Raw genomic sequence first — 26063 nt, 5'->3', positions numbered from 1 at the left:
CAGGCTATCCGGTCGTGTGACGATCGACGCCGAAGGTGTCCGCGAGGTCGTCCAGGATGCGGTGCGCACCCTGGATGCTCACCGGCATCATCCACACGCTGTCGTCGACCTCGACCTTCCGTCCCTGCAGGTTCTCCCACAGCGGATTGGTGACGAAGGGTTCGGCCGCCGCCTGCGCCTTGCCGTCGCCGAGGTCGTAGGTGGTGACGAAGACGACGTCCGCCTCGGCCTCGGTGATCAGTTCGGGGCTGATGGCGTTCATGATGCTCGACGGATCCGACGGATCGGGACCCTGGCTCGCGGGGCGGGCGAGACCGGCGTCCTCGAGCACGATGCCGCTGAACGAGGTGGTGCGGTACAGCCGGGCCGTCGGTTCACCGGCGAAGCGGACGATCGAGATCGTCGGGTTGCCGGCCTTGGCGTTGATATCCGCACCGATGGCCGCGGCGCGCTCCTCGTGCTCGGAGATCTTCTGCTCGGCGAGGTCCTCCTTACCGATGGCCTGCGCGACGAGCCGGATGTTGTCCTTCCACGTCGGTCCGGTCGACTGGGAGAAGACGGTCGGGGCGATAGCGGACAGTTCCTCGTAGTTCTCCCCGTCGCGCACCTCCGCCGAGAGGATGAGGTCGGGTTCGAGCGCGGCCACCTGTTCGAGGCTCACGTCCGCGGTCTTGCCGACGGACACGGCGTCGGTCGCGTACTGCCGCGAGTCGCCGAGATAGTCGGGGAACTCGTCGGTGCGGTAGTCGACGTATCCGACGAGAGGTGCCTCGAGGAGGAGCACGGCGTCGGAGTAGCTCGTGTCGAGCGCGACGATGCGGGTCGGCTCGTTCTCGATCGTGGTGGAACCGCGGAAGTGTTCGACGGTCCGGGGGAAGCCGGCGGCCGAGTCGGACGCGGGGTCGGTGGACGAGGCGTCGGAGGTGTCGGCCGAACTGCAGCCGGCGACGAGGAGTCCGGCGGTCAGCAGTGCTGCCGTGAACCGAGCGGGTCGGGAGGAGAGAACAGGCACGGGTCGTCCTTCTGTGATTGTGGGGGAAGTGCACCCTAACCCGGGCTGTTCGCGCGTGGTGAGGTCACCTGCTGTCGCCCCTGCATGTGAGGTGCAGCACAGGCTCGGATTGGGGTTCTCGGCTCCGCTCCAGGTAGCCTCGCGAGTCGAGTACGACAGTGAGTAGGACCCGGAGGGCGACCGTTTCGGGGAGGGTCTACGATTCGATGAGCGCAAGCCAGAGACCGTTCGCCTCCAGCCCGAGGTCGAGCGCGCATTCAGGAGGATTAGTGACTGCCGTAGCGCCCCAGCCAGTCCCAGAGATAGCTGCAGCAAGGCCGTACCCGCCGCGGCAGGGACCCAAGGGTTCGTTCATCCACAAGATGATCACGACCACAGATCCCAAGATGTTGGGGATCATGTACATGGTCACCTCGTTCGCCTTCTTCCTCATCGGCGGCCTGATGGCACTGCTGATGCGCACCGAGCTCGCGGTCCCCGGCCTGCAGTTCCTGTCGAACGAGCAGTTCAACCAGCTGTTCACGATGCACGGCACGGTCATGCTGCTGATGTACGCGACGCCGGTCGTCTTCGGTTTCGCGAACTACATCCTGCCGCTGCAGATCGGCGCTCCCGACGTCGCCTTCCCGCGCCTGAACGCCTTCAGCTACTGGCTGTACCTGTTCGGCGCGACGATCGTGATGCTCGGCTTCGTCACCCCCGGCGGCGCCGCGGACTTCGGCTGGACGGCCTACACGCCGCTCAGCAGTGAAATCCACTCCCCGGGTGTCGGTGCCGACTTCTGGATCCTCGGCCTCGGCGTGATGGGTCTGGGCACCATCCTCGGTGCCGTCAACTTCATCACCACCGTGGTGTGCATGCGTGCACCGGGCATGACCATGTTCCGGATGCCGATCTTCACCTGGAACATCCTGATCACCAGCCTGCTGATCCTGCTCGTGTTCCCGCTGCTGACCGCCGCCTTCATGGGCCTGTTCGTCGACCGTCACCTCGGTGGCCACATCTACGACCCCGCCACCGGCGGTGTGCTCCTGTGGCAGCACCTGTTCTGGTTCTTCGGTCACCCCGAGGTGTACGTCATCGCGCTGCCGTTCTTCGGCATCGTCTCGGAGATCTTCCCGGTCTTCTCCCGCAAGCCGATCTTCGGTTACACCGGTCTGGTCTACGCCACGATGGCCATCGCGGCGCTGTCCATCGCCGTGTGGGCGCACCACATGTACGCCACCGGCGCCGTGCTGCTGCCGTACTTCTCGTTCATGACCTTCCTGATCGCCGTCCCGACCGGTGTGAAGTTCTTCAACTGGATCGGCACGTTGTGGAAGGGCCAGATCACGTTCGAATCGCCGATGTTGTTCTCGGTCGGCTTCATCGTGACCTTCCTCTTCGGTGGTCTGACCGGTGTCATCCTTGCGAGCCCGCCGCTGGACTTCCACCTGCACGACTCGTACTTCGTGGTGGCGCACTTCCACTACGTGCTCTTCGGCACCATCGTGTTCGCGACCTACGCCGGCATCTACTTCTGGTTCCCGAAGATGACCGGACGCATGCTCGACGAGCAGCTCGGCCGCTGGCACTTCTGGCTGACCTTCATCGGCTTCCACACCACCTTCCTGGTGCAGCACTGGCTCGGTAACGAGGGCATGCCGCGCCGCTACGCCGACTACCTGCCGTCCGACGGGTTCACCACCCTGAACACGATCTCCACCATCGGTGCGTTCGTGCTCGGTGCGTCGACGCTGCCGTTCCTGTGGAACGTCTTCAAGAGCTACCGCTACGGCCAGGTCGTCACGGTCGACGACCCGTGGGGCTACGGCAACTCGCTCGAGTGGGCGACGACCTGCCCGCCGCCGCGGCACAACTTCACCGAGCTGCCGCGGATCCGCTCGGAGCGCCCTGCTTTCGAGCTGCACTACCCGCACATGGTCGAGAAGATGCGCGCCGAGGCGCACGTCGGCCCGGGCAGCGGCAAGCACAACGTCAATGTCCTCGAGGGTGCCGACCGTACCCCCGGCGACCATCCGCGCGCCTGAGCGCAGAGCGACGATCGACCGAAGCCCCATCCGTGCACCGGGTGGGGCTTCGGCCTTTCGGTGGGCCGGACCCGCGAACGGGAGGGACGGTTCGACCTGCAACAATGGACGTGCGAGCCGGTACGCGCGTGCGTCCGCGTGTACCTCGACAGACAAGCGATCGGAGACGTAGTGGCGTCTGACAGCACGGTGCTGGTGACCGTGACCGGACCTGACCATCCCGGCGTGACCTCGGTGCTCTTCGCAGCGCTGACGCGGCACGACGTCGACCTGCTCGATGTGGAACAGGTCGTGATCCGCGGGCGGCTCACCCTCGGGGTCCTCCTCGTCTGCCCGAACGATGTCGAAGCACTGCAGGACGAGGTCGAGTCCGCGATGGCCACGATCGGCATGCACGCCGACGTCCAGATCGGCGCCGAGCGCGGTGCACGCACCGTCTCGACCCACGCCGTCGTCGTCCTGGGCAGCCCGGTCAGTGCTCGGGCACTGCGATCGGTGGGCCGCACGCTCGCGTCCCAGGGCGCGAACATCGATTCGATCCGCGGTATCGCCGACTACCCGCTCACCGGCCTCGAGTTGATGATCACCGCCGCCGATACCGGCGCCGAGGCCGACGCCGCTCTGCGGCACGCTCTCGTCGAACTTGCCGCGGGTCTCGACGTCGACATCGCGGTGGAGCGTGGCGGCCTCGCCCGTCGTTCCAAGCGCCTGATCGTCTTCGACGTCGACTCCACACTCATCCAGGGCGAGGTCATCGAGATGCTCGCCGCACACGCGGGTGTCGAGGACAAGGTCCGCGAGGTCACCGAAGCCGCCATGCGTGGCGAGATCGACTTCGCGCAGTCCCTCGAGCAACGCGTCGCGACCCTCGCCGGTCTGCCCGCGACCGTCATCGACGAGGTCGCGGAGCAACTCGAGCTCACTCCCGGTGCCCGCACCACGATCCGGACGCTGCGGCGCCTCGGATTCCGCTGCGGTGTCGTCTCGGGCGGCTTCCGTCAGGTCATCGACCCGCTCGCACACGAACTCGAACTGGACTTCGTCCGCGCCAACACGCTCGAGATCGTCGACGGCACACTCACCGGGCGAGTGGTCGGCGACATCGTCGACCGCGCCGCCAAGGCACGTGCCCTGCGGGAGTTCGCCGACGAGGCCGGCGTGGCTGTCGAACAGACCGTCGCGGTCGGGGACGGCGCCAACGACATCGACATGCTGTCGGCCGCGGGACTGGGCGTGGCATTCAACGCCAAGCCGGCCCTGCGTGAGGTCGCCGACACCGCCCTGTCGTATCCCTATCTCGATGCGGTGCTCTTCGTCCTCGGTGTCACCCGCGAGGAGATCGAGGCGGCCGACCGCGTCGATGGAACCCTGCGGCGCGTCCCGATCGACGGCAGTGTCTGAGCTGGACCCCGACCTCGCGGACACAGCAGCCGAGCCGGTCTTCGAGGCCGCACCCGATCGGGTCTTCGACCCGGCATCGGATCCTGGTTTCGCCGAGCGCCACGGCGTACTCACGCGTGGTTACGGGCACCGGCCCGACCCGGAGGATCCGGCGAAGGTGCAGGCGATGCCGATCGTGCTGCACATCCCGAAGGTCGATCCGCCTGCCCGCAGCGCGGTGCTCGAGGCGGCCGCGACGGCCACGGTGGCACTGTGTTTCGACCCGCGGGTCGGTCCCGGCCCGGACGGTGAACCCGGCCCGTGGCAGGAACCTTTCCTCGCGTGGAACGACGCGCGGATCCGGAAGGTCGCGCGTCGCGCCCGCGGAGCGCACTGGCGTGCCGCGCAGGACGTCGACGGAGTCACCGTCGACCACGCCGGCGCCCAGGCCCGGGCGTTCGTGCCCGGCCCGGTGGGGGAGCTGGATCCGCGCATCTCCCGATTGCAGATCGGTGGCACCGACCTGCCCCACGACGATCCGCCCTCACCGGCGGACGGCGTTCCGATCCTCTGGGTGCAGAAGGACCTCGAGATGACCGTCGGCAAGGCGGCCGCGCAGGTCGGTCACGCCGCGATGCTGTTCGCCGGAGCGCTGGACGTCGACACCGCACGCGCCTGGGCGACCGACGGATTCCCGTGTGCCGTCCGCGACGCGGACGAGGACACCTGGCGCGAGCTGCTCGCCCGCGTGGAGGCTGGCACGGCCGTCGCGGTCCGCGATGCGGGCTTCACCGAGGTGGCCCCGGGTTCGATCACCGTGATCGCGGTGCCCGGCACGGTCAGCGGACGAGCCTGACCTCGACCAGAGTCGTGCCGGGAAGGACCATCTCGGCCCCGTCGGGCCGGAAGCCGTTGCGCCGGTAGAAGGTATGGGCGCGAGGGTTGTCCTCGGCCACCCACAGCTGCGCCGGTTCCGCGCCCACGACCGCGTCGAACAGTGCCTGTCCCGCACCGCATCCGTGGTGCTCGGGTAGCACGTACAGGGTGTGGAGCTGGAGCGCGCGAACGGGCGCATCGTCACCGATGGGGTCGCCCGCCGACGCGAATCCGACGATCCCGCCTTCGGTTTCCGCGACGCGCACGCGCAGGGTCTGCGGAGGGCGTCGGAGGATCGACCGCCACAGCGCCGCGTTCTGCTCGAATGCGTGGTGGTCGTAGAACGCCGCGGGAAGCAGGTGGCCGTAGGTGGCGCGCCACGTGATGTTCCGGACGCGCGCGATCGCCTCGGCCTCGTCGGGAGCGGGAACACGCACGCGGAATCCACCGACGGCGTCGATCATTCGCGCTCGATGGGGTCGTCGTCCGCGATCCGGAAGATCAGCACCGTCGGACCGTCGACCGGGTACGAACTGCCCACCCGCATCGGGGAGGTGTCCGCGGGCCTGCCGTCGGGGGCACTCGAATCGAAGACGCACACGATGTCGCCGCGATACCACTCCGGTCCGGCGAGGGTCACCGTGGCGGCATCGCCCGAATGCAGAACGAACAGGCCGCTGCTGTCCTCGAGAGTGACGCCGGTGCGGGTCACGGTGCCGAGTTGCGAGCCGTCGACCCAGCCCTGCAGCGTGCGGCGACTGTCGTCGTGCCACGCATCCTCGTCGAGTTCGATCCCTTCGATGCCGAACCACACCAGATCGGGATAACCCACGGAGCGAGCACGCCCCTCGAAGAAGCGTCGCTGCCGCAGCACCGGGACACGCGTGCGCAGGCGGAGCAGTTCGCGCACGTAATCCGTTCGCGCACGGTCGGAGTCCTCCCAGTCCAGCGGCCAGGCGTCGCGGACGGGGACGTCCTCGGGGACGCAGTAGGCGTTGTTGTTGCCGTTCTGGGTGTGCCCGAACTCGTCGCCGGCGAGCAGCATCGGTGTGCCCGTCGACAACAGCAGCGTCGCGAGCATTGCCCGGATGTGCCCGCCGCGGGCGGCAAGGATCTCCGGATCGTCGGTCGGCCCTTCCACCCCGTGGTTCACCGACTCGTTGTTGTTCGACCCGTCCCGGCCCTCCTCACCGTTCTCGTCGTTGTGCTTGCGCTCGTACGAGACCGCGTCGGCGAGGGTGAAACCGTCGTGGGCGGTGACGAAGTTGACCGACATCCACGGCTGCCGGATGTTCCTGTCGTAGAGGTCCTCCGAACCGGTGAGCCGCGACGCCATCTCGCGGATCCCGGAACGTCCCGCCCAGTAGCGGCGCACGGTGTCGCGGTAGCGGTCGTTCCATTCGGCCCACTGCGCTCCGAAGTTCCCGAGCTGGTAACCGTGCGCGGTCGCGTCCCATGGTTCGGCGACGAGCTTGACATCGCAGAGGACGGGATCGGTGACGATTGCGGTGAGCAGCGCCGCCCGCGGATCGAACGCCCCACCGCGCGGACGGGCCAGTGCACTGGCGAGATCGAAACGGAAACCGTCCACCCCCATCACGTCCGCCCAGTACCGCAGGCTGTCGCACACCATCCGCACGACGATCGGTGAGGACGCGTCGAGGGTGTTGCCGCAGCCGGTCAGGTCGACATCCCGTCCGTGCGTGTCGAGCAGGTAGTAACCGGGCGCGTCGAGACCGCGCCAGGACAGACTCGGGCCGTCGACCGATGCTTCGCACGTGTGGTTGTAGACGACGTCGAGCAGCACCTCGAGCCCGGCGCTGTGGAAGGCGTCGACCATCGTCCGGAACTCGGCGATCTCGTTGCCCGGCGTGACGGCGTAGGCGGGGTGCGGCGCGAAGTACGAGGCGGTCGAGTAGCCCCAGTGGTTGCGCATCCCCCGCGCACGCACCGACGGTTCGGTCACGAAGGCCTGCACGGGCAACAGCTCGACGGTCGTCACCCCCAGCCCGACCAGATGGTCGATCACCGACCGGTGGGCGAGTCCGAGATAGGTACCGCGCAGCTCCGGCGGCACGAGCGGGTGGCGGGCCGTGTACGAACCGACGTGCAGTTCGTAGACGACGGTGTTCTCCCACGGCACGCGGGGCTTGTCGTGCATGGGGGTCAGGACGGGCGTCACCACCGACAGGGGTGTGTGCCCGAGCGAGTCGACGGTCGACATCGCACCGAACGGGTCGCCCTGGTGGGGGATCAGCCGGTCCGGATCACCGACCTCGCCGACGATCCGCCGGGCCCACGGGTCGAGCAGGATCTTGTGCGGGTTGGTACGCAGCCCCCACTGCGGTTGCCACGGCCCGTACGCGCGATAGCCGTACCGTTGCCCGGCGCCGACGCCGGGGACCACCCCGTGCCAGACCCCGTAGGTGCGGTCGGGCAGGTCCACGCGGTGTTCGTTCCCGTCGTCGTCGACGAGGCAGACCTGGACGCGATCGCTGTGCGGGGCGTGGACGGCGAAGCGTGTCCCACCGTCGACCGGGGTGGGTCCGAGCGGGAAGGCGGCCCGGTCGGGGAGCGCGACCGAGCCGGACACGACAGCAGATTCGGATGCGGAGGACGACACGGGAACCGATCCTGCCGCGTTTCCGGCTCGGGCGTAAGAGAAGATGGTCCGCGTGGCACAACCTGATCCCGATTTGCTCATCGAATTCGACGACGTAGTGGTCCGACGCGGCGGGAACGTCCTCGTCGGTCCCGTGACCTGGAAGGTGGAACTCGACGAACGTTGGGTGGTTCTCGGACCCAATGGGGCAGGAAAGACCTCGCTGCTGCGGGTCGCGGCGGCCGAGACGTTCCCCACCTCCGGCACCGCGCACGTCCTCGCGGAGACGTTCGGAAAGACGGATCTGTCCGAACTGCGACCCCGGATCGGATTGTCCTCCGCGGCCCTGGCCAACCGGGTGCCGAACGACGAGAAGGTCACCGATCTCGTACTCTCCGCGGGCTACGGCGTGCTGGGCCGGTGGCGCGAGCAGTACGACGACATCGACACGAGCCGCGCGGTCGAGATGCTCGAGAGTCTCGGCGCGGAACATCTCGCCGACCGTCTGTACGGGACGCTGTCGGAGGGCGAACGCAAGCGTGCGCTCATCGCCCGGGCGCTCATGACCGATCCCGAACTGCTGCTGCTCGACGAGCCCGCTGCCGGTCTGGACCTCGGCGGTCGCGAGGAACTCGTGGCCCGGCTCGGCACGCTCGCGGCCGACCCGGATGCCCCCGCGATCGTGCTCGTCACCCATCACGTGGAGGAGATCCCGCCGGGCTTCACGCACGCTCTGCTCCTGAAGGAGGGCGGTGTGGTCGCCCAGGGCCTGCTCGACGACGTGATCACCGCCGAGAACCTCAGCACGGCGTTCAGCCAGTCCATCTCGCTCGACAAGGTCGACGACCGGTTCTTCGCCCGCCGCACCCGCCAGGCGGGACGGCACCGCCGGTAGCTCCGGGTCGGGTGGTGCCGGGACCGATCGGCTAGGTTGAGGCCATGTCCAACGATCGCTCGGCATCCACCTTCGATCCCACCGCGGTACCCATCCGCGACGCGTCCACCGTGATGCTCGTGCGGGACTCCGCGCGCGGCATCGAGGTGTTCCTGCAGCGTCGTGTCGTCGGCATGGACTTCGCCGGCGGCATGACCGTCTTCCCCGGCGGCGGCGTCGACCCCTCGGACACCGACGCCGAGGTGCGGTGGACCGGCCCGGAGGTGACCTGGTGGGCCGAGCGGTTCGGTATCGGCGAGGCGCAGGCCCGCGCGCTGGTGCTCGCGGCCGTGCGTGAGACCTTCGAGGAGTGCGGTGTGCTGCTCGCCGGCCCCACCGAGGATTCGGTGGTGGCCGACACCGGCGACTACGCCGAGGCGCGTCGTCTGCTCGAAGCGCGCGAGCTGTCCTTCGGGGACTTCCTGGAGAAGGAGCAGTTGGTGCTGCGCGCCGACCTGCTGCGTCCGCAGGCGAACTGGATCACCCCGCTGGGGGAACGGCGCCGCTACGACACGCGTTTCTTCGTCGCCGCGGTGCCGGAAGGACAGCGGGCCGACGGCAACACCAGCGAAACCGATCTGGTGCAGTGGCAGACCGCGGAGGAGGCCCTCGCCGACTGGCGATCGGGCCGGTGCATCCTGCTCCCGCCCACGTGGAGTCAGCTGTCGATCCTGTCGGGCTTCGCCACGGTCGCCGACCTCATGGCGGCGGATCCGGTCATCGAACCGATCCTGCCGATCATGAGCCGCCGCGACGGGGCGGTCCACATCGCGTTCGACGGGGACGAGGCCTACTACGAGGTCGGTACTCACCCGTGGGCCCAGCGCTCCGACATCTAGGCTGAGGACCATGGCTGAATTCGTGACCCTCGACGTCTCCGACGGGATCGGCACCATCCGTCTCGACCGCCCTCCGATGAACGCATTGAACCGGCAGCTCCAGGAGGAGATCCGGGCCGCTGCGCGCGAGGCGACCGTCCGGTCCGACGTGAAGTCGGTGATCGTCTACGGCGGCGAGAAGGTGTTCGCGGCCGGCGCCGACATCAAGGAGATGGCCGACCTGAGCTACGTGCAGATGAGCGAGATCGTCGGCGACCTGCAGTCGGCCCTCGGGTCGATCGCCGACATCCCCAAGCCCACCGTCGCCGCGATCACCGGTTACGCCCTCGGCGGTGGCCTCGAACTCGCCCTCGGCGCCGACCGGCGCATCGTCGGCGACAACGTCAAGCTCGGCACGCCCGAGATCCTGCTGGGCATCATCCCCGGTGGCGGCGGCACCCAGCGACTGGCTCGGCTCATCGGACCGGCGAAGGCGAAGGATCTCGTCTTCACCGGTCGTTTCGTCGGCGCCGACGAAGCCCTGTCGATCGGTCTGGTCGACGAGGTCGTCGCCCCCGACGACGTCTACGAGGCTGCCCGTCGCTGGGCCGGGCAGTTCACCGGCGCCGCCTCGCGTGCACTCGCCGCTGCGAAGGCCGCGATCGACCAGGGTCTCGACACCGATCTGGACACGGGGCTGAAGATCGAACAGCACGTCTTCGCTGCGCTGTTCGCCACGAAGGACCGCACCATCGGCCTCGAGTCGTTCATCGAGAACGGACCGGGCAAGGCGAAGTTCGTCGGCGAGTGATGCCGACCGGCACCCGCACTTGTCCGCAGCTTACCGATGAGTAGGATCACCGCATGACTGCCAGCAGGACCGACGGGGTCGACCCCGCGCCGAATCCGCACGCCACTGCCGAAGAGGTCGCAGCGGCCCTCGGGGACACCAAGCTCGCCCAGGTGCTCTACCACGACTGGGAAGCCGAGACGTACGACGAGAAATGGTCCATCTCGTACGACGAGCGGTGCATCGACTACGCCAAGGGCCGGTTCGTCGCCGCTGCCGGCGACCAGCCGCTGCCCTACGAACGCGCACTCGAACTCGGCTGCGGCACGGGCTTCTTCCTCCTCAACCTCATGCAGGGCGGGGTCGCGAAGGCCGGTTCGGTGACCGACCTGTCGCCCGGCATGGTGAAGGTCGCGCTCCGCAACGCCGAGAACCTCGGTCTCGACGTCGACGGCCGCGTCGCCGACGCCGAGACCATCCCGTACGACGACGACACCTTCGACCTCGTGGTCGGGCATGCCGTGCTGCACCACATCCCGGATGTCGAGCAGTCGCTGCGCGAGGTGCTGCGCGTGCTCAAGCCCGGCGGTCGTTTCGTCTTCGCCGGCGAGCCCAGCACGATCGGCAACTTCTACGCCCGCATGCTCGGCCGGGTCACGTGGGAGGCCACCACCAACATCACCAAGCTGCCCTTCCTGCGCGACTGGCGTCGGCCGCAGACCGAACTCGACGAGTCCTCCCGGGCGGCCGCCCTCGAGGCCGTCGTCGATCTGCACACCTTCGATCCGTCCGATCTCGAGAAGCTGGCCTCGTCGGCCGGAGCCGTCGAGGTCAAGGCGTCGAGCGAGGAGTTCGCCGCAGCACTGCTCGGCTGGCCGGTGCGCACCTTCGAGGCCGCCGTCCCGCAGGAGAAGCTGGGCTGGAACTGGGCGAAGTTCGCCTTCGGCGGCTGGAAGACGTTGAGCTGGGTCGACGAGAACGTCCTCAAGCACGTCGTGCCCCGCAGCTTCTTCTACAACGTCATGATCACCGGTGTGAAGCCCGGCAAGTAGTTGGGTTACGACTTCACCCTCGCCGACGTCGCGTACCTGACGTCGGACGACGGCCGCGACGCTCTCGCGAGCGTCGCCGACCGGGAACTGTCGACGCGTACGCGCCTTGCCGACATCGGCTGGGCGCGTACGCGTTTCGGTGATCGTGCCGGAATGCTCGTCGAAACCGTCATCCTGCGGCGCAAAGCGGAGGCGAAGATCGCCGGTGGCGCCGGGTGGGTGCTCACCGACGACGCCCTGCAGCAGTCCACGCCCACGCGCGTCGCGGCCCACCGCGCCGAGCGGTTGCGCGGGCGCACAGTGCACGACGTGACGTGTTCGATCGGCGCCGAACTCACCGAACTCGTCGGGGTCGCCGAGACCGTGATCGGCAGCGATCTCGACGACGTGCGTCTGGCGATGGCCGCACACAACGTCCCCCGCGCGTACCTCCTGCGCGCCGACGCCTTGCGTCCGGTCACGCGGGGGACCACCGTCATCGCCGATCCCGCACGTCGTTCGGGCGGACGACGGACCCACGATCCGGCGGCGCTGCAACCACCGCTGCCCGATCTCCTCGACGCCTACGCGGGCCGGGATCTCGCCGTGAAGTGCGCACCGGGACTGGATTTCGACTCGCTCGACTGGTCCGGTGAGGTCGAGGTCGTCTCGCTCGACGGCGGGGTTCGCGAGGCGTGCCTGTACTCGCCGGGGCTGAGCACTCCCGGCGTGCGCCGACGGGCCGCGGTACTGCGTTCGGACGGAACCGGTTTCGAGATCACCGACGCCACGGACGACGACATCCCGGATCGGGAGCCGGGGGAGTGGATCGTCGACCCGGACGGCGCGATCGTGCGCGCCGGTCTCGTCCGCCACTACGCCGCAGCGCACGGACTGTGGCAACTCGACCCGCGGATCGCCTATCTCACCGGCGACAGCCTGCCCGACGGAGTACGGGGTTTCCGGATCGTCGAGCGTCTCAAGTACAGCGAGAAGACGCTCCGTCAGGCGCTCGCCCGCCACGACTGCGGCGCGGTCGAGATCCTCGTGCGCGGTGTCGACGTCGATCCGGCGGTGTTGCGTCCGCGCCTGAAGCTGCGCGGGTCGGCCTCGCTCAGCGTCGTGCTCACCCGCATCGGCCGGACGCCGGAAGCCTTCGTCTGCACGCCGTCACGCTGACCGTCCTCGCACGGACGGCTGTCCTCACACGGACTGTGGTTCGCGCAGCACCACCACGTCGCCGTCGACGGTCGTGATCACGAACTCCCCGCCCGGGCCCACACCGGTACCGACCGGCAGTCCGGTGGAGGGATCGAGCGGTTCCTCCTCGAGGGTCGCTCCGTCCGCGAGATCGAGCACCGCCGCTGCGAGACCCCGATCGCCGTCGACGACCACATAGGCCCGGCCGTCGGCGGTCACTGCCGGCGCACCGTACGGAGTCACGTCCGTCCGCTCCCACTCGACCTCGACGCTGTCGCCGGCGTCGCGCAGCGCCGTGAGCGCGGCGCTGCCGTCGGCCGACGCGAGGAGCAGCAGTCCGTCCTCGGTGACGGCGGGACCGAGCGCCGTGGGGCGGCCGGTCTCGTGGGTCCATCGTGCCTCGCCCGTCTCCGCGTCGAGCGCCCACAGGGCGCCCTCCCCGTCGTGGACGTAGACGGTCGAACCGTCCGCGGACAGAACCGGACTCGTCACCGCACCTCCGGGAAGGTCGGGTACCGACCATTCCTCGGACACCACGGCGTCGTCACCGGCCGTGTAGCGCAGCGCCACGAGCGCAGATCGGTCCGCACCCGGACGCCACACGGTGACGAACACGCGGTCGGTGGCGGTGTCGACGGCAGGCGTCGTGGCGACCGGGCAGTCCTCCGAACCACCGAAGCAGGCCGGCAGGCCGTGATCGCTCGCGAGTCGCGGCAGGTTCTGCCCGTCCTCGACGGTCGGCACCGGCACGAGATCGAACAGCGGTGCCTCGAGATGCCCCGTCTGCGGGTCGACGACGTTGACCTGACCGAAATGCGTGACCACCAACAGGCTTCCGTCGGAGGTGAACTGTGCGCTGCGGGGACTGCCGCTCACGGGAATACGCCAGCGACGCTGGCCGTGCTCGTTGAACGACAGCAGTCCGCCGTCCTCACCGACGTAGATGTTCGCGACCCCGTCGGAGACGGGCGTGATCGTCGTGACGGCCGGGGCGAGACGCGTGCACCAGCGCTTGCGGCCCGTGTCCATCTGGAAGGAGAACAGATTGCATCCGGCCTCCGTCGAGGCCGTCACGGCGACCTGGCCGTTGGCCGCGATGCCGGCGGGGGAGCCGACCGGGCCGCCCAGCGGACGCGTCCAGCCGGGCGCGAGGTCCTCGACACTCTCGGCGGTCGCGGTGTTGCTGTTGCGGGCATCGGAGTGCCGTCCCGGCCAGCCACCACTCGACAACACGTCGTCGGTGCCGGCCCCACCGCCGCACGCGCTCAGCGCGAAGACCACCGTCAGCGCCGGGACCGCGGTCCGCAGGACACCCCGCATCACTCAACTCCTCCACAGGCGAACGATTCGACGTGTCAGCGTATCGGGCCGGGGGTCGTGAGCCGCGAACGAGGCGGACCGTAGGCTGCCCCTATGACGAGCATGTGGGGTGCACCTCTGACGGCGAGGTGGCGCGGGTCCCGTCGCAGGGATCCCGAACAGGCACGATTCCTGACGCTGTCCTCTCTGAAGTGGGTGCTGGACAACAAGGCGTACACGCCGTGGTACCTGGTCCGGTACTACCGCCTGGCGAAGTTCCGGCTGGCCAATCCGCACGTGGTGCTGCGTGGCATGGTCTTCCTGGGCAAGAACGTCGAGATCCACGCGACGCCCGAACTGTCGCGCCTCGAGATCGGCCGCTGGGTCCACATCGGCGACGGCAACGCCATCCGCTGCCACGAGGGTTCGCTCCGGATCGGCGACAAGGTCGTCTTCGGCAAGGACAACGTCGTCAACACCTATCTCGACATCGAGATCGGCGCGTCGACGCTGGTCGCCGACTGGTGCTACATCTGCGACTTCGACCATCGCACCGAGGACGTCACCTACCCGATCAAGGACCAGGGCATCGTCAAGAGCCCCGTCCGGATCGGTCCGGACACCTGGATCGCTGCGAAGGTGACCGTGCTCCGCGGCACCCGGGTCGGCCGCGGTTCGGTGCTCGGAGCGCACGCGGTCGTCAAGGGTGACATCCCCGATTTCAGTATCGCGGTGGGTTCGCCCGCCAAGGTCGTCAAGAACCGTAAGGTGGCGTGGGAGAGCGCCGCTGCCGAGCGTGCCGCCCGGGAGGCGGCGCTCGCCGATATCGCACGGAAGAAGTCGGGAGACACGCCCGCGGACGTGCGTCAGTAGCGACGCGGGCCGGGACACTGTCGGGGGACAGCAGATGGACTACTCGGAGTATCGGAGTCACGACGCGACCGGTCTGGCCGAACTCGTCGCGACGGGGCAGGTGTCGGCGAGTGAGCTGCTCGAGACCGCGATCGCGCGGCTCGACACGGTCGAACCGACACTGAACACCGTCGTCCGCAGGCTCGACGACAAGGCCCGTGTCCGGGCACGCGAACCGCTCGACGGTCCGTTCGCCGGTGTGCCGTTCCTGCTCAAGGATCTGGGGCAGGATCTGGCCGGTGAGCCGACCTCGTGCGGGTCCCGTGTCCTCGCGGACCTGCCGATGGACGAGAACTCGGTGATCGTCGACCGGTGGCTCGAGGCCGGCCTGGTCCCGTTCGCCAAGACCAACACCCCCGAGTTCGGGGCGAAGGGCATCACCGAGCCCGAGGCGTTCGGGGCCACCCGCAACCCGTGGGACCCGTCGGTGACGCCGGGCGGGTCGTCGGGTGGTTCCGCCGCGGCGGTCGCGGCCGGCGTCGTTCCCGCTGCCGGAGCGAGCGACGGAGGCGGCTCCATCCGCATTCCCGCCGCCTGCTGCGGGCTCCTCGGGCTCAAGCCCGGACGCGGACTCGTGCCCACCGGTATACGCGGCGGCGAACCGCTGCACGGGGCGGCCACCAACGGGGTCATCTGCCGGACGGTGCGCGATGCCGCTGCCTTCCTCGACGTCATGGCCGGTCCGTACGCGGGCGGGCCGTATCTCGTCGAACGTGCCCAGTCGTACGCGGAGGCCGCGCGCTCGGCGCCGAAGCGGTTGCGGATCGGATACGAAACCGCCTCACCGATCGGGACGCCGGTCGATCCGGAGGCGGAGGCCGCGGTGGACGCTGCCGTCGCGGTGCTCGAGGAACTCGGCCATCACGTCGAGCCCGCCTCGACGGGTATCGACGAACGACGTCTCGCAGAGGACTTCCTCACGATGTGGTTCGCCACGGCCGCCGCGGAGGTCGCCGAGGCCTGCCGCCTCACCGGGGCTCGACCGGAGGACTTCGAGTTCGACACCCGCATCATCGCCGCCGTGGGCAAGTCGACCTCGGCATCGGATTACATTGCGGCACATGCCCGCTGGGCAGAGTACGCGAGCGGTCTCGCGCAGTTCCACGAACGCTACGATCTGTTGCTCACGCCGACACTCGCCTTCCCCCCGTCGCGCATCGGCGAACTCGACACGCCCCGCTGGATGCGGCGCGCCGGCGAGGCGCTCCTGCGGACCCGCACCGCATGGATCGCGACCCGGGCCGGTTTCATCGACCGGGTGGTGGACGACAATCTGGGTCGCACCCCCTACACGCAGCTGGCCAATATCACCGGACGACCGGCGATCTCGGTGCCGTTGCACTGGACGGCGTCCGGTCTGCCGCTCGGGGTGCAGTTCGTCGGCCCGCTCGGTGGGGAGGGCGTGCTTCTCGCGCTCGCCGGCGAACTCGAACAGGCCCGGCCGTGGTTCGATCGGCAGCCGCCGCTCGCTCCGGCCGAGTTGTCCGCTGCGTCGTGAGCCGAAGGTCGACTCAGGAGCGGCGCAGAGGCTTCCGGTACACGACCGTCTCACACGGAACCGCAAGAGCCGGAACGAGTTCCGGATGGCGTGTATCGAGCGGCGCGGGGTCCTCCGGGACGTACCCGAGCCGGGTGTAGAGCCGGTCGAGGAACACCTTCGACCCGTGCGAGGTGTCGCGCGGGCGGATCACCTCGAGTTGCATCGCCTCGAAACCCCGCTCGGCGAACTCCGCCTCGACCGTGTCGATCAGGAGGCGGCCGACGCCGGTGCCGCGGACCTTCGGGTCGGAGGCGAGCATGCCGAACTCGGCCGTCGTCGCGCCGACCGGAGTCACGCGGATGCAACCGACCACCCGGCCGTGCGAGCGGGCGATGCGGATGCTGCCCTCCCGCGCGTACCGGGTGATCTCGTCCGTGTCGGTCCGCGTGGTGCCCGGTACCCACATGCCGTCCTCGGCCACCGCGTAGACCGCGTTGAGCAGTTCGGTGACGGCGACGACGTCGGATTCGTGCGGTGCGAGGCGCTCGACCTCGACCGTGTGCTGCTCGTTCATCCGCGATCCGGGAGGGGGCGTTGCGGGATCGCGGGGCGTGCGAGGGGGTGCCGCACCCGCCGCTTCGCCGACGAGTAGACCTGCGCGGTCTCCTCGGCGACGCGGCGCCAGTCGAAGTCGTCGGTCAGTCGTGCCCGGGCGGCCCGCGCACGCACCTGCGCGGCGTCGGGATCGTCGAGGGTCTCCCGGACGGCCGAGACGAGTCCGGCCACGTCGCCGGGCCGGAACGACAGTCCGGTCACGCCGTCGACCACGGCTTCGCCCAGGCCACCGGCGGTGGACGCGATGAGAGGGATACCCGCCGCAGCGGCCTCGAGGGCGATGATGCCGAACGGCTCGTACCGGCTCGGCAGCACGATCGCGTCGGCGCCGTGCAGCCAGCCGAGGAGTTCGGTGTGGTCGAGGTTGCCGAGGAAACTCACCGAGCGCGCAACGCGGTGCACGCGTGCCTGCTCGCGCAGCCACTCGAACTGGGTGCCCTCACCGGCGACCACGAGGGTCGTGCCGGGATGCGAGCGGCGAATGCGGGGGAGCGCGGCGATCGCGTCCTGCACACCCTTCTCGTATTCGAGGCGACCGACGTAGAGCAGTCGTGCCGGCCCGGGACGCGGCTCACGTTCGCGGTACGACCAGGTGGTGATGTCGATGCCGTTGCGGATCACCGAGATCTCCGGCAGGTCCGGGCCGTACAGCTCGGTGACCTCGTCGTGCATCGATGCCGAACAGGTGATGAGACGGTCGGATTCGTTGGCGAGCCACCACTCGACGGAATGCACCTGCCGGTTGATCCGGCCCGACAGCCAGCCGCTGTGGCGACCGGCCTCGGTCGCGTGCAGGGTCGACACGAGCGGCACGTCGAAGTACTCGGCCAGCGCGATCGCGGGGTGGGCGACGAGCCAGTCGTGGGCGTGGACGACGTCGGGATACCAGCCCTCGCCGATACCGCCGCGGCTCAGTCCGATCCCGGCGCGGACCATCGCGTGGCCCATCGCCAGGGTCCAGGCGATCATGTCCTCGCCGAAGTCGAAGTGGGGTGCGTCCTCTGCGACCGCCACCACGAGCACGCCGTCGGCGATGTGGCTGATCGTGGGGTGGGTCGACGCATCGGTGCCGGTCGGGCGACGTGACAGCACCACCACCTCGTTGCCCGCGGCGGCGAGTTCGGTGGCGAGATGGTGGACGTGTCTGCCCAGGCCGCCGACGACGACGGGTGGGTACTCCCATGAGACGAGCAGGATCTTCATCGCGGGCCTCCGTGGCGTCCGGGCAGTCGTCGGGCGTCGAGTCCTGGGAAGAGATTGTCGGCGTGGTTCCATCCGTCGGCCAGGCGCTGTGCCGTCTCGGTGCGTCCGGAGTCGACCGCCTCGGCGATCTCACGCAGGGCGTGGGCGTGTTTGTGTGCGCGGTCGCGGGCGTAGGCGGCGGCGGTGTCCTTGCTGACCATGAACGCCCAGTCGCTGGAGACCGTCAGCAGCGCTTCGCGCAGCATCTGGTCGTGCACGCGGTTGCGGAGCGCGAGCGACGACGTGCTCTGCTCGCGGGACTTGTCGATGCTGTCGAGGGTCGTGCGCACCACCTCGTCGTTGAGACGCACGAGATCGGCGACCTGGTCGCCGGCCCAGACCCGCCAGTCCTTGCCCGAACCCCACGACGAGTTCTCGAGATCGACGGAAGCGCCGACGTATCCGCGGTCGCGGGCATCGGCGAGCGTTCCCACCTCGATGCCGGCCTCGGGAAGCGCGCGGAGCAGTCGTTCGAGGAAGATCGGCCCCTCGAACCACCAGTGGCCGAACAGTTCCGTGTCGAAGGCCGCGACGACGAGTGCGTCCCGGCCGATGCGGTCGGATTCGCTGCGCAGTCGCTGCCGGACCGTCTCGACGAAGTCGGCGACGTGCCGGTCGACGGCCTGCGACGCGAGTTCGGGGTCGTAGGGGGCCTTCTCGTGCGAGGGCACCGTGCGGCCCGTGACTCGGGACGGTTTGAGTCCGGTGTCGTGGCAGTAGGTGTGGAAGTCGCGGTAGGCGGAGTGGCCGGGGTAGCCGGACTTCGGCGACCACACGCGATACGAGACCTGCAGGTCGCGGCCGAAGCACACGACGTCCGAGTCGCGGACCGTGCGGCCGAGCGAGGTGTCGCCGCGCAGCGCGGGACCGTCGACCATGAAGTGCTCGACTCCCGCTGCGGCGTAACCGTTCTCCATGCCCGGCGTGTAACCGCATTCCGGACCCCAGATGCCGCGCGGGCGATGGTTCCAGCGGGCGTGCGCGTCGGCGAGACCCTCGGACAGCGAGAAGGCGCGCAGTCGCGGGTCGAGGAGGGGCTGGAACGGATGGGCGAGGGGCCCACCGAGCAGTTCGATCGCGTCGGCGTCGATCAGCTGCCGCACGACGGGGGATCCGCCGTGGCGCCAATGGGTTTCGAAGTCCTCCAGTGCCGCCGTGGCGGCGCGGTGCTCGCGGGCGCCGAGTGCGCGGTAGGACTCCTCCCGCATGCCGGCGGCCTCGTGCGCGCGGAGCTGCCAGTTGCCGAGCCAGTGGTGCATCCCGGCGAGGCAGTGCGGGTCGTCGAGTTGCGCGGCCAGTACCGGGGTGATGCCGAGTGTGAGCATCCGGGTCCGGCCTTCGGCGGCGAGCCGCCGCAGGACGTCGGTGACGGGCAGATAGGTCGCTGCCCACGACTGGTAGAGCCATTCCTCGCCGACGGGCCAGCGGCCGTGATGGGCGAGCCACGGGAGGTGGGAGTGCAGGACGAGCGCGAACATGCCGGGTTCGCGGGACGAGGCGGCACTCACGGAGCGGTGTCCTTCGCTGCGGGGTCCTTCACGGCGATCGCGACGAGATCGAGGCTCGCGTCGATGTTCTCGGGGACGATGGCGAAGTCGTCGGTGGAGACCATGGCGACGTCGGCGGTGAGGTCGTCCGGCCACGGCTGCCCGGCGAGGGCGCGCTCGATCTGGGCGTCGATGAACGATCCGCCGTGCTTGGCATCGAGTGCGCGCAACGCGGGACCGTGGTGCACGCCGGTCATGAGTTCGACGCGGAAGCCGGCGTCCTCGAGAAGCTCGGTCAGTTCGGCGGCGTTCAGCTCGCGGGTGTGGAAGGGATTGAGCGGGGTGTCGCGGCCGGGGGAGAAGGTGATGCGGTTGGGAGTGCTGATGAGCAATTCGCCGCCGGGAGTGAGAACGCGGTGACATTCGCGTAGGAACTGTGTCTGATCCCACAGATGCTCGATCACCTGGAAGTTCACGACCGTATCGACCGATTCGTCCTCGAGGGGAAGCTCGGCGAGATTTCCGTGCCGCATGTCGACGCGGGGGTAGCGCGCGCGGATGTGTGCGACGGCGCTCTCGTCGTAGTCGAGGCCGATCACACGCGTTGCCACGTCGGCGATCATGTCGGCTCCGTAGCCTTCGCCGGCACCGGCCTCGAGCACGGTCCGGTTCTCGCAACGGGGGAGAAAGTGCTGGTAGACGACCTCGTGACGTCGGAACCAATAGTTCTCCTCGGCGATGCCGGGGACCGTCCGTTCGCCGGTGAGGGGGAGGGTGTGCGCGTCGTCGGCGCGGGCGGGGGTGTCGCTCACCGCCACGACATTAGACCTCTCCCCGGAGGGGTGGTCTCCGGTGTTCCAGATCACAGGTTTCGTCGTCCTTCCGTACGGCTATGGTGAACCGGGAATCCCGTCAAGTTACTGACTGGTAACTTAGCGGCTGATAATCTATCGCACACGCCGTGCGAAAGACACGAGTGCTCGGTTCAGGCAGCGCCTTGCCGACCAAAGGCAGCTACACACAGGAGGTCGACGCAGACCCATGACGAACATCGTCGTTTTGATCAAGCAGGTCCCCGACACGTGGTCCGAGCGCAAGCTCAGCGACGGCGACTACACGCTCGACCGTGAGGCCGCCGACGCCGTGCTCGACGAGATCAACGAGCGCGCCGTCGAGGAAGCTCTGCTCATCAAGGAGCGCGACGGCGGCGAGGTCACCGTTCTGACCGCCGGTCCGGACCGCGCCACCGACGCCATCCGCAAGGCGCTGTCCATGGGCGCCGACAAGGCGATCCACCTCAACGATCCGGCCATGCACGGCTCGGACTCGATCCAGACCGCGTACGCGATCGCCGCTGCTCTCGGCCAGATCGAGGGTGTCGAGCTGGTCATCGCCGGTAACGAGGCCACCGACGGTCGCGTGGGCGCCGTGCCCGCGATCATCGCCGAGTACCTGGGCCTGCCCCACCTGACGCACCTGCGCAAGCTCACGATCGCGGACGGCAAGGCCACCGGCGAGCGCGAGACCGACGAGGGTGTCTTCGGCATCGAGGCTCCGCTCCCCGCCATCGTCTCGGTCACCGAGAAGATCAACGAGCCCCGCTTCCCCTCCTTCAAGGGCATCATGGCCGCCAAGAAGAAGGAAGTTCAGACCCTCACCCTCGCCGAGATCGGTCTCGATCCCGAGATCTTCGGTGTTGCCAACGCCGCGTCCACCGTCACCGGTGTGACCCCGAAGCCCCCGCGCACCGCGGGTGAGCGCGTCACCGACGAGGGCGACGGCGGCAGCAAGATCGCTCAGTACCTGGTCGGCCAGAAGATCATCTGATCGCGCCCCGCGACAACATCTGACATATCTAGGAGAGAAGTAGTAATGGCAGAAGTACTCGTGCTCGTCGAGCATGCCGAGGGCGCGCTCAAGAAGGTCAGCACCGAACTCATCACCGCCGCGCGTGTGCTCGGCGAGCCCTCCGCCGTCGTCGCGGGTGCCCCCGGCACCGCCGACGCGCTGCAGGACGCACTCGCCGCCGCCGGTGCGGTCAAGGTCTACGCCGCCGAGTCCGAAGACGTCGACAACTACCTGGTGACCCCGAAGGTCGACGTCCTCGCGTCGCTCGTCGAGTCCACCAGCCCCGCCGCCGTCATCACCGCCGCGTCCGTCGAGGGCAAGGAGGTGTCGGGCCGCCTCGCCGCCCGCATCGGCTCCGGTCTGCTCGTCGACGTCGTCGACGTCAAGGCCGACGGCTCCGCCGTGCACTCGATCTTCGGTGGCGCGTTCACCGTCGACGCCAAGGCCAACGGTGAGGTCCCCGTGATCTCCGTCCGCCCGGGCGCCATCGAGGCCAAGCCCGAGGCTGCGGCCGCCGAGCGCGTGGCCGTCGAGGTTCCGGCCCAGGAAGAGAACGCCGTGAAGATCGTCTCGCGCGATCCGATCGTCGGTGGCGACCGTCCGGAGCTCACCGAGGCGTCGATCGTCGTCTCCGGTGGCCGCGGTGTCGGTTCGGCCGACAAGTTCTCCGTCGTCGAGGAGCTCGCCGACTCGCTCGGTGCCGCCGTCGGTGCTTCCCGCGCCGCCGTCGACTCCGGCTACTACCCGGGCCAGTTCCAGGTCGGTCAGACCGGTAAGACGGTCTCCCCGCAGCTGTACGTCGCGCTCGGCATCTCCGGCGCCATCCAGCACCGCGCCGGCATGCAGACGTCGAAGACCATCGTCGCCGTCAACAAGGACGAAGAGGCCCCGATCTTCGAGATCGCGGACTACGGCGTCGTCGGCGACCTGTTCAACGTCGCTCCGCAGCTGACCGAAGAGGTCAAGAAGCACAAGGGCTGATCCGCTCCGGCAGATCGATCCCTGCGCGGCCCCGCTCCTTCGAAAGGAGCGGGGCCGCGTGCGTTCGGTGGGGGTGTCCACCCGCTCGACCTGGGGTGTGCCGGATCTCGCCCGTTCGCCGACCCCCTGAGCGCGGCGGGCACCTGCGCCGACCCGCTATCCTGGATCGGTCATGACCTCGCCCGCCGCCGGTCCCTCCGGTACCTCCACGACCGTCTACCTCGATCACGCCGCGACGACGCCGATGCTTCCTGCGGCCGTCGAGGCGATGACGTCGGTCCTCACCACCGTCGGAAACGCGTCCTCCCTGCACGGATCGGGGCGCGCAGCGCGCCGGCGCGTCGAGGAGTCGCGGGAGTCGATCGCGGCCGCCCTCGGCGCCCGACCCTCCGAGGTGATCTTCGTCTCCGGTGGTACCGAGGGCGACAACCTGGCCGTCAAGGGCATCTATTGGGGCCGCCGCGCCCAGGACCCCCGGCGTCGCCGGATCCTCGCGAGCGCGGTCGAACACCACGCCGTGCTCGACGCCGTCGAATGGCTCGTCGAGCACGAGGACGCCCAGGTGACGTGGCTGCCGGTCGACGGCTCCGGCCGCGTCGATCCCACCACGCTCCGTGAGGAACTCGCGCGCCACGCCGACGAGGTCGCCCTCGTGTCCGTGATGTGGGCGAACAACGAGGTCGGCACCGTCATGCCGATCGCCGAACTCGCTGCGGTCGCTGCCGAGTTCGACGTCCCGATGCACAGCGACGCCGTGCAGGCGGTCGCGCATCTGCCGGTCGACTTCACCGCGAGCGGACTGTCGGCTCTGACCCTGGCCGCCCACAAATTCGGTGGGCCGCAGGGAGTGGGAGCGCTGCTGCTCGGCAGGCAGGTGTCGTGCGTGCCGCTCGCCCACGGTGGGGGCCACGAACGCGACGTGCGGTCCGGGACGCAGGACACCGCGTCCATCGTGGCGATGGCCGCTGCTCTGCGCGAGGTCACCTCGGATCTGCCCGGCCGCACCGCCGAACTCGCGCACCTGCGCGATCTTCTCGTCGACGGTGTCGAGGCGGCGATCCCCGATGCGATCCTCAACGGTCCTCGCGAGGCGGGGCGACTGCCCAACAACGCGCACTGCACCTTCCCCGGATGCGAAGGGGATTCGCTGCTGATGTTGCTCGACGCGGCCGGTATCGAATGCTCGACCGGGTCGGCGTGCACCGCCGGGGTCGCGCGGGCGAGTCACGTGCTCGTCGCGATGGGGGCAGACCCGATCACGGCACGCGGTTCGCTCCGATTTTCGTTGGGGCACACCACAACCCGTGATGACATCGACAAACTGATCGAAACTCTCCCTTCCGTGGTGGACAGGGCTCGCGCCGCCGGACTGGCGAGCGCTGGTGGACGAGGAGGTGACCGGAGATGAGGATTCTTGCGGCAATGAGCGGCGGTGTGGACTCGGCGGTCGCCGCCGCCCGCATGGTCGAGGCCGGACACGACGTGGTGGGAGTGCATCTCGCGTTGTCGACCGCGCCGGGCACGCTGCGTACCGGTTCGCGCGGATGCTGCTCGAAGGAGGACGCCGGCGACGCCCGCCGCGCCGCCGACGTGCTCGGAATCCCGTTCTACGTCTGGGATTTCGCAGACCGCTTCAAGGAGGACGTGATCGACGACTTCGTCGCGTCCTACGCCGCGGGTGAGACCCCGAATCCGTGCCTGCGCTGCAACGAGAAGATCAAGTTCTCGGCGTTGGCCGACCGTGCCGTTGCGCTCGGCTTCGACGCCGTTGCCACCGGTCACTACGCGCAGTTGAACGACGGAGTGCTGCGCCGCGCCGTCGATGCCGACAAGGACCAGTCGTACGTGCTGGCCGTGCTCACCGCGCAACAGTTGTCGCGTGCGGTGTTCCCCGTCGGCGACACCCCCAAGAGCCGGATCCGCAAGGAGGCCGCCGAACGCGGACTCGCCGTGGCGAACAAGCCCGACAGTCACGACATCTGCTTCATCCCGTCGGGCGACACCCGCGCCTTCCTCGGCGCCCGCATCGGCGTGCGTCCCGGTGCTGTCGTGGACGACCGTTCGGGTGAGGTGCTCGCGCAGCACGAGGGCGTGCACGGTTTCACCATCGGTCAGCGCAAGGGACTCGGCATCGCCGGGCCCGGACCGGATGGCCGCCCCCGCTACGTCACCGCGATCGAACCCGAGAGCGGCACCGTGAGGGTCGGCAGCGCCGAACAACTGAAGGTCGAGTCGATCCGGGCCGAGCGCGCCGTGTGGACCTCCGGCACGGCCCCCATCGGACCGATCGAGTGCGTCGTCCAGGTCCGCGCCCACGGTGGCCTGGCTCCGGCCGTCGCCGAAGCGGTGGGTTCGGGCATCGAGATCTCGCTGCGCGAACCACTCACCGGTGTCGCCGCCGGTCAGGCCGCCGTGCTGTACCGGCCCGACGCTGCGGGCGACATCGTCCTCGGCAGCGGCACCATCACGGCAGGGGACCGGTGACGGCACCTGCCACCGGCCGCGAGGTGTGGTCCGGTCTCGCGACAGGCATCGGTTCGTGGCCCGGAACGGACCCGCGCGAGGCCGCGGCGGTCGTCCTCGGCGAACTCACCGACCTGCCCCACCTCGTCGAACTGCCGGCGCGCGGCCTCGGTGCCGACATGATCGGGCGGGTCAGCGCCCTGCTCGTCGACATGTACCTCGACACCTCCACCACCGGCTACCGCCTCGTGTCGCGACGCGGCGGCGTGGCCGCCCGGGCACGCGACCTGCTCGCCCAGGACCTCGATGCTCTCGAGGAGGCCTGGGAACGCGCCGGGCTGGACGCCGACCGTCCCGTGAAGGTGCAGGCCGCCGGACCGCTCACCCTCGCGGCCCACGTCGAACTCGCCACCGGACGACGGGTGCTCACCGACCGCGGCGCCGTCCGCGACCTGGCCGAATCGCTCGCGGAGGGCCTGGCACGACACGCCGCCGAGATCACCCGCCGGCTCGGGGTCCGGGTCGTCGCGCAACTCGACGAACCGTCGCTGCCGGACGTGCTCGCCGGAACGCTGAAGGGCCGGACCGTCCTCGAGACCGTCCCGGCCGTGCCGGACCCGGAAGCACTGGACGTGCTCGACACGACGATCCGTGGCACCGGGCTCTCCGTCGCCGTGCACTGCTGCGCGGGGACCTTCCCGGCCGACTTCCTGCGGCGCAGCGCTGCCGATGCGGTCGCCTTCGACGTCGGACGCGTACGACGCTCCGATCTGGACGGACTCGGCGAACTGTTCGACTCCGGCACGGTCCCGATCCTGGGACTCGTGCCCGCCACCGCGTCGGCCTCGACGGGCTGGCGCGAGTACGCGGCACCGGCCGTCGAGCTGATCGATCGGCTCGGGTTCCCTCGGAAGGTGCTGCAATCGGTGGTGGTGAGCCCGGTCTGCGGGCTGGCCTCGGCCTCCACGGAGAAAGCACGGGCCGCTCTGCGTTCGCTGCGCGACGTCGCGTCGGCCTTCGCCGAGGAAGCCGACACACTCTGAGCATTCCGGTCGGTCCCCTC

23 protein-coding genes are annotated in these 26063 nt (G+C 69.2%); 15 read left to right on the top strand and 8 right to left on the bottom strand.

Annotated elements, in window-relative coordinates:
• Nucleotides 1-4: 4 nt before the first annotated feature.
• Complete coding sequence (locus AC0LPE_RS15675) at nucleotides 5-1012, bottom strand: ABC transporter substrate-binding protein (protein ID WP_490604793.1); 1008 nt, start codon at nucleotides 1010-1012, stop codon at nucleotides 5-7.
• 269 nt (nucleotides 1013-1281) lie between these two features.
• On the opposite strand from AC0LPE_RS15675, the gene ctaD reads away from it, so the two are divergent.
• The 3 genes from ctaD (at nucleotide 1282) to AC0LPE_RS15660 (ending at nucleotide 5278) form a co-directional block, all read left to right on the top strand.
• Nucleotides 1282-3042, top strand: coding sequence for an aa3-type cytochrome oxidase subunit I (gene ctaD, locus AC0LPE_RS15670; RefSeq protein WP_490604792.1), 1761 nt, complete (start codon nucleotides 1282-1284; stop codon nucleotides 3040-3042).
• A 171-nt stretch (nucleotides 3043-3213) separates the two neighbouring features.
• Nucleotides 3214-4443 carry a phosphoserine phosphatase SerB gene (gene serB / locus AC0LPE_RS15665; protein WP_490604791.1) on the top strand — a complete coding sequence of 410 codons (1230 nt, stop codon included), beginning with the start codon at nucleotides 3214-3216 and terminating at the stop codon, nucleotides 4441-4443.
• On the top strand, nucleotides 4436-5278 hold the full coding sequence (locus AC0LPE_RS15660) for a peptidyl-tRNA hydrolase (protein WP_160875697.1): 843 nt from the start codon (nucleotides 4436-4438) through the stop codon (nucleotides 5276-5278). Before serB ends, AC0LPE_RS15660 begins: the two co-directional genes overlap by 8 nt.
• Here the strand turns inward: AC0LPE_RS15660 and AC0LPE_RS15655 are convergent.
• A complete protein-coding gene (locus AC0LPE_RS15655) occupies nucleotides 5262-5762 on the bottom strand; it encodes a GNAT family N-acetyltransferase (protein ID WP_016696270.1) in 501 nt (166 codons plus the stop codon). The genes AC0LPE_RS15660 and AC0LPE_RS15655 overlap by 17 nt on opposite strands.
• The gene (glgX, locus tag AC0LPE_RS15650; protein ID WP_490604790.1) at nucleotides 5759-7891 is read right to left on the bottom strand and encodes a glycogen debranching protein GlgX; all 2133 of its coding nucleotides are present in this window, start codon (nucleotides 7889-7891) and stop codon (nucleotides 5759-5761) included. Before glgX ends, AC0LPE_RS15655 begins: the two co-directional genes overlap by 4 nt.
• Before the next feature lie 73 nt (nucleotides 7892-7964).
• Between glgX and AC0LPE_RS15645 the strand changes: the two genes are divergently transcribed.
• The 5 genes from AC0LPE_RS15645 to AC0LPE_RS15625 are packed head-to-tail and all read left to right on the top strand — an operon-like array spanning nucleotide 7965 to nucleotide 12652.
• Nucleotides 7965-8795, top strand: coding sequence for an ABC transporter ATP-binding protein (locus AC0LPE_RS15645; protein WP_088897157.1), 831 nt, complete (start codon nucleotides 7965-7967; stop codon nucleotides 8793-8795).
• 44 nt (nucleotides 8796-8839) lie between these two features.
• Entirely contained in the window at nucleotides 8840-9673 is an 834-nt protein-coding gene (locus AC0LPE_RS15640) for an NUDIX hydrolase (protein ID WP_088897158.1), read from the top strand.
• A 10-nt stretch (nucleotides 9674-9683) separates the two neighbouring features.
• Entirely contained in the window at nucleotides 9684-10463 is a 780-nt protein-coding gene (locus tag AC0LPE_RS15635; protein WP_016696277.1) for an enoyl-CoA hydratase-related protein, read from the top strand.
• A gap of 53 nt (nucleotides 10464-10516) precedes the next feature.
• On the top strand, nucleotides 10517-11494 hold the full coding sequence (locus AC0LPE_RS15630) for a methyltransferase domain-containing protein (protein ID WP_490604789.1): 978 nt from the start codon (nucleotides 10517-10519) through the stop codon (nucleotides 11492-11494).
• Entirely contained in the window at nucleotides 11495-12652 is a 1158-nt protein-coding gene (locus tag AC0LPE_RS15625; protein WP_160875691.1) for a THUMP-like domain-containing protein, read from the top strand. It begins immediately after the preceding gene.
• A gap of 24 nt (nucleotides 12653-12676) precedes the next feature.
• On the opposite strand, the gene AC0LPE_RS15620 is transcribed toward AC0LPE_RS15625, so the two are convergent.
• On the bottom strand, nucleotides 12677-13993 hold the full coding sequence (locus AC0LPE_RS15620; RefSeq protein WP_490604788.1) for an outer membrane protein assembly factor BamB family protein: 1317 nt from the start codon (nucleotides 13991-13993) through the stop codon (nucleotides 12677-12679).
• Between the two features lie 93 nt (nucleotides 13994-14086).
• Here AC0LPE_RS15620 and AC0LPE_RS15615 point away from each other — a divergent pair, with 93 nt between their 5' ends.
• Both AC0LPE_RS15615 and AC0LPE_RS15610 read left to right on the top strand, forming a co-directional pair.
• Nucleotides 14087-14845 carry an acyltransferase gene (locus AC0LPE_RS15615; protein WP_160875687.1) on the top strand — a complete coding sequence of 253 codons (759 nt, stop codon included), beginning with the start codon at nucleotides 14087-14089 and terminating at the stop codon, nucleotides 14843-14845.
• Between the two features lie 34 nt (nucleotides 14846-14879).
• On the top strand, nucleotides 14880-16382 hold the full coding sequence (locus AC0LPE_RS15610) for an amidase (protein ID WP_490604787.1): 1503 nt from the start codon (nucleotides 14880-14882) through the stop codon (nucleotides 16380-16382).
• A 13-nt stretch (nucleotides 16383-16395) separates the two neighbouring features.
• Here AC0LPE_RS15610 and AC0LPE_RS15605 read toward each other — a convergent pair whose 3' ends face one another.
• The 4 genes from AC0LPE_RS15605 to AC0LPE_RS15590 are packed head-to-tail and all read right to left on the bottom strand — an operon-like array spanning nucleotide 16396 to nucleotide 20526.
• Entirely contained in the window at nucleotides 16396-16938 is a 543-nt protein-coding gene (locus AC0LPE_RS15605) for a GNAT family N-acetyltransferase (protein ID WP_490604786.1), read from the bottom strand.
• Nucleotides 16935-18182: a glycosyltransferase family 4 protein gene (locus AC0LPE_RS15600; protein ID WP_145693113.1), complete on the bottom strand. Its 1248-nt coding sequence runs from the start codon at nucleotides 18180-18182 to the stop codon at nucleotides 16935-16937. The genes AC0LPE_RS15605 and AC0LPE_RS15600 overlap by 4 nt, the downstream gene beginning before the upstream one ends.
• Nucleotides 18179-19699, bottom strand: coding sequence for a glycoside hydrolase family 57 protein (locus tag AC0LPE_RS15595; protein ID WP_258261008.1), 1521 nt, complete (start codon nucleotides 19697-19699; stop codon nucleotides 18179-18181). The genes AC0LPE_RS15600 and AC0LPE_RS15595 overlap by 4 nt, the downstream gene beginning before the upstream one ends.
• A 26-nt stretch (nucleotides 19700-19725) precedes the next feature.
• Nucleotides 19726-20526 carry a class I SAM-dependent methyltransferase gene (locus AC0LPE_RS15590; RefSeq protein ID WP_229565131.1) on the bottom strand — a complete coding sequence of 267 codons (801 nt, stop codon included), beginning with the start codon at nucleotides 20524-20526 and terminating at the stop codon, nucleotides 19726-19728.
• 223 nt (nucleotides 20527-20749) lie between these two features.
• Between AC0LPE_RS15590 and AC0LPE_RS15585 the strand changes: the two genes are divergently transcribed.
• The 5 genes from AC0LPE_RS15585 (at nucleotide 20750) to AC0LPE_RS15565 (ending at nucleotide 26043) form a co-directional block, all read left to right on the top strand.
• The gene (locus AC0LPE_RS15585) at nucleotides 20750-21535 is read left to right on the top strand and encodes an electron transfer flavoprotein subunit beta/FixA family protein (RefSeq protein ID WP_016696287.1); all 786 of its coding nucleotides are present in this window, start codon (nucleotides 20750-20752) and stop codon (nucleotides 21533-21535) included.
• 45 nt (nucleotides 21536-21580) lie between these two features.
• Complete coding sequence (locus AC0LPE_RS15580; RefSeq protein ID WP_016696288.1) at nucleotides 21581-22537, top strand: electron transfer flavoprotein subunit alpha/FixB family protein; 957 nt, start codon at nucleotides 21581-21583, stop codon at nucleotides 22535-22537.
• Between the two features lie 172 nt (nucleotides 22538-22709).
• Complete coding sequence (locus tag AC0LPE_RS15575; protein WP_490604785.1) at nucleotides 22710-23945, top strand: cysteine desulfurase family protein; 1236 nt, start codon at nucleotides 22710-22712, stop codon at nucleotides 23943-23945.
• Complete coding sequence (gene mnmA / locus AC0LPE_RS15570) at nucleotides 23942-25021, top strand: tRNA 2-thiouridine(34) synthase MnmA (RefSeq protein ID WP_229565128.1); 1080 nt, start codon at nucleotides 23942-23944, stop codon at nucleotides 25019-25021. Before AC0LPE_RS15575 ends, mnmA begins: the two co-directional genes overlap by 4 nt.
• Complete coding sequence (locus AC0LPE_RS15565) at nucleotides 25018-26043, top strand: methionine synthase (protein ID WP_490604784.1); 1026 nt, start codon at nucleotides 25018-25020, stop codon at nucleotides 26041-26043. The genes mnmA and AC0LPE_RS15565 overlap by 4 nt, the downstream gene beginning before the upstream one ends.
• The last annotated feature ends 20 nt before the right edge of the window (nucleotides 26044-26063 follow it).

The organism is Rhodococcus sp. S3 (assembly GCF_058211795.1).
Note: the sequence above shows the minus strand (reverse complement) of the source record. Positions and strands in the feature narration are given on the sequence as shown.

What these genes read in the sequence shown, in the direction of transcription:
- AC0LPE_RS15630 (WP_490604789.1), top strand. Translation starts at nt 10,517, where the DNA reads ATGACTGCCAGCAGGACCGACGGGGTCGACCCCGCGCCGAATCCGCAC.
- AC0LPE_RS15645 (WP_088897157.1), top strand. Translation starts at nt 7,965, where the DNA reads ATGGTCCGCGTGGCACAACCTGATCCCGATTTGCTCATCGAATTCGAC.
- AC0LPE_RS15640 (WP_088897158.1), top strand. Translation starts at nt 8,840, where the DNA reads ATGTCCAACGATCGCTCGGCATCCACCTTCGATCCCACCGCGGTACCC.
- AC0LPE_RS15580 (WP_016696288.1), top strand. Translation starts at nt 21,581, where the DNA reads ATGGCAGAAGTACTCGTGCTCGTCGAGCATGCCGAGGGCGCGCTCAAG.
- AC0LPE_RS15635 (WP_016696277.1), top strand. Translation starts at nt 9,684, where the DNA reads ATGGCTGAATTCGTGACCCTCGACGTCTCCGACGGGATCGGCACCATC.
- AC0LPE_RS15600 (WP_145693113.1), bottom strand. Translation starts at nt 18,182, where the DNA reads ATGAAGATCCTGCTCGTCTCATGGGAGTACCCACCCGTCGTCGTCGGC.
- AC0LPE_RS15605 (WP_490604786.1), bottom strand. Translation starts at nt 16,938, where the DNA reads ATGAACGAGCAGCACACGGTCGAGGTCGAGCGCCTCGCACCGCACGAA.
- AC0LPE_RS15620 (WP_490604788.1), bottom strand. Translation starts at nt 13,993, where the DNA reads ATGCGGGGTGTCCTGCGGACCGCGGTCCCGGCGCTGACGGTGGTCTTC.
- AC0LPE_RS15615 (WP_160875687.1), top strand. Translation starts at nt 14,087, where the DNA reads ATGACGAGCATGTGGGGTGCACCTCTGACGGCGAGGTGGCGCGGGTCC.
- AC0LPE_RS15585 (WP_016696287.1), top strand. Translation starts at nt 20,750, where the DNA reads ATGACGAACATCGTCGTTTTGATCAAGCAGGTCCCCGACACGTGGTCC.
- AC0LPE_RS15575 (WP_490604785.1), top strand. Translation starts at nt 22,710, where the DNA reads ATGACCTCGCCCGCCGCCGGTCCCTCCGGTACCTCCACGACCGTCTAC.
- mnmA (WP_229565128.1), top strand. Translation starts at nt 23,942, where the DNA reads ATGAGGATTCTTGCGGCAATGAGCGGCGGTGTGGACTCGGCGGTCGCC.
- AC0LPE_RS15655 (WP_016696270.1), bottom strand. Translation starts at nt 5,762, where the DNA reads ATGATCGACGCCGTCGGTGGATTCCGCGTGCGTGTTCCCGCTCCCGAC.
- AC0LPE_RS15595 (WP_258261008.1), bottom strand. Translation starts at nt 19,699, where the DNA reads ATGTTCGCGCTCGTCCTGCACTCCCACCTCCCGTGGCTCGCCCATCAC.
- AC0LPE_RS15610 (WP_490604787.1), top strand. Translation starts at nt 14,880, where the DNA reads ATGGACTACTCGGAGTATCGGAGTCACGACGCGACCGGTCTGGCCGAA.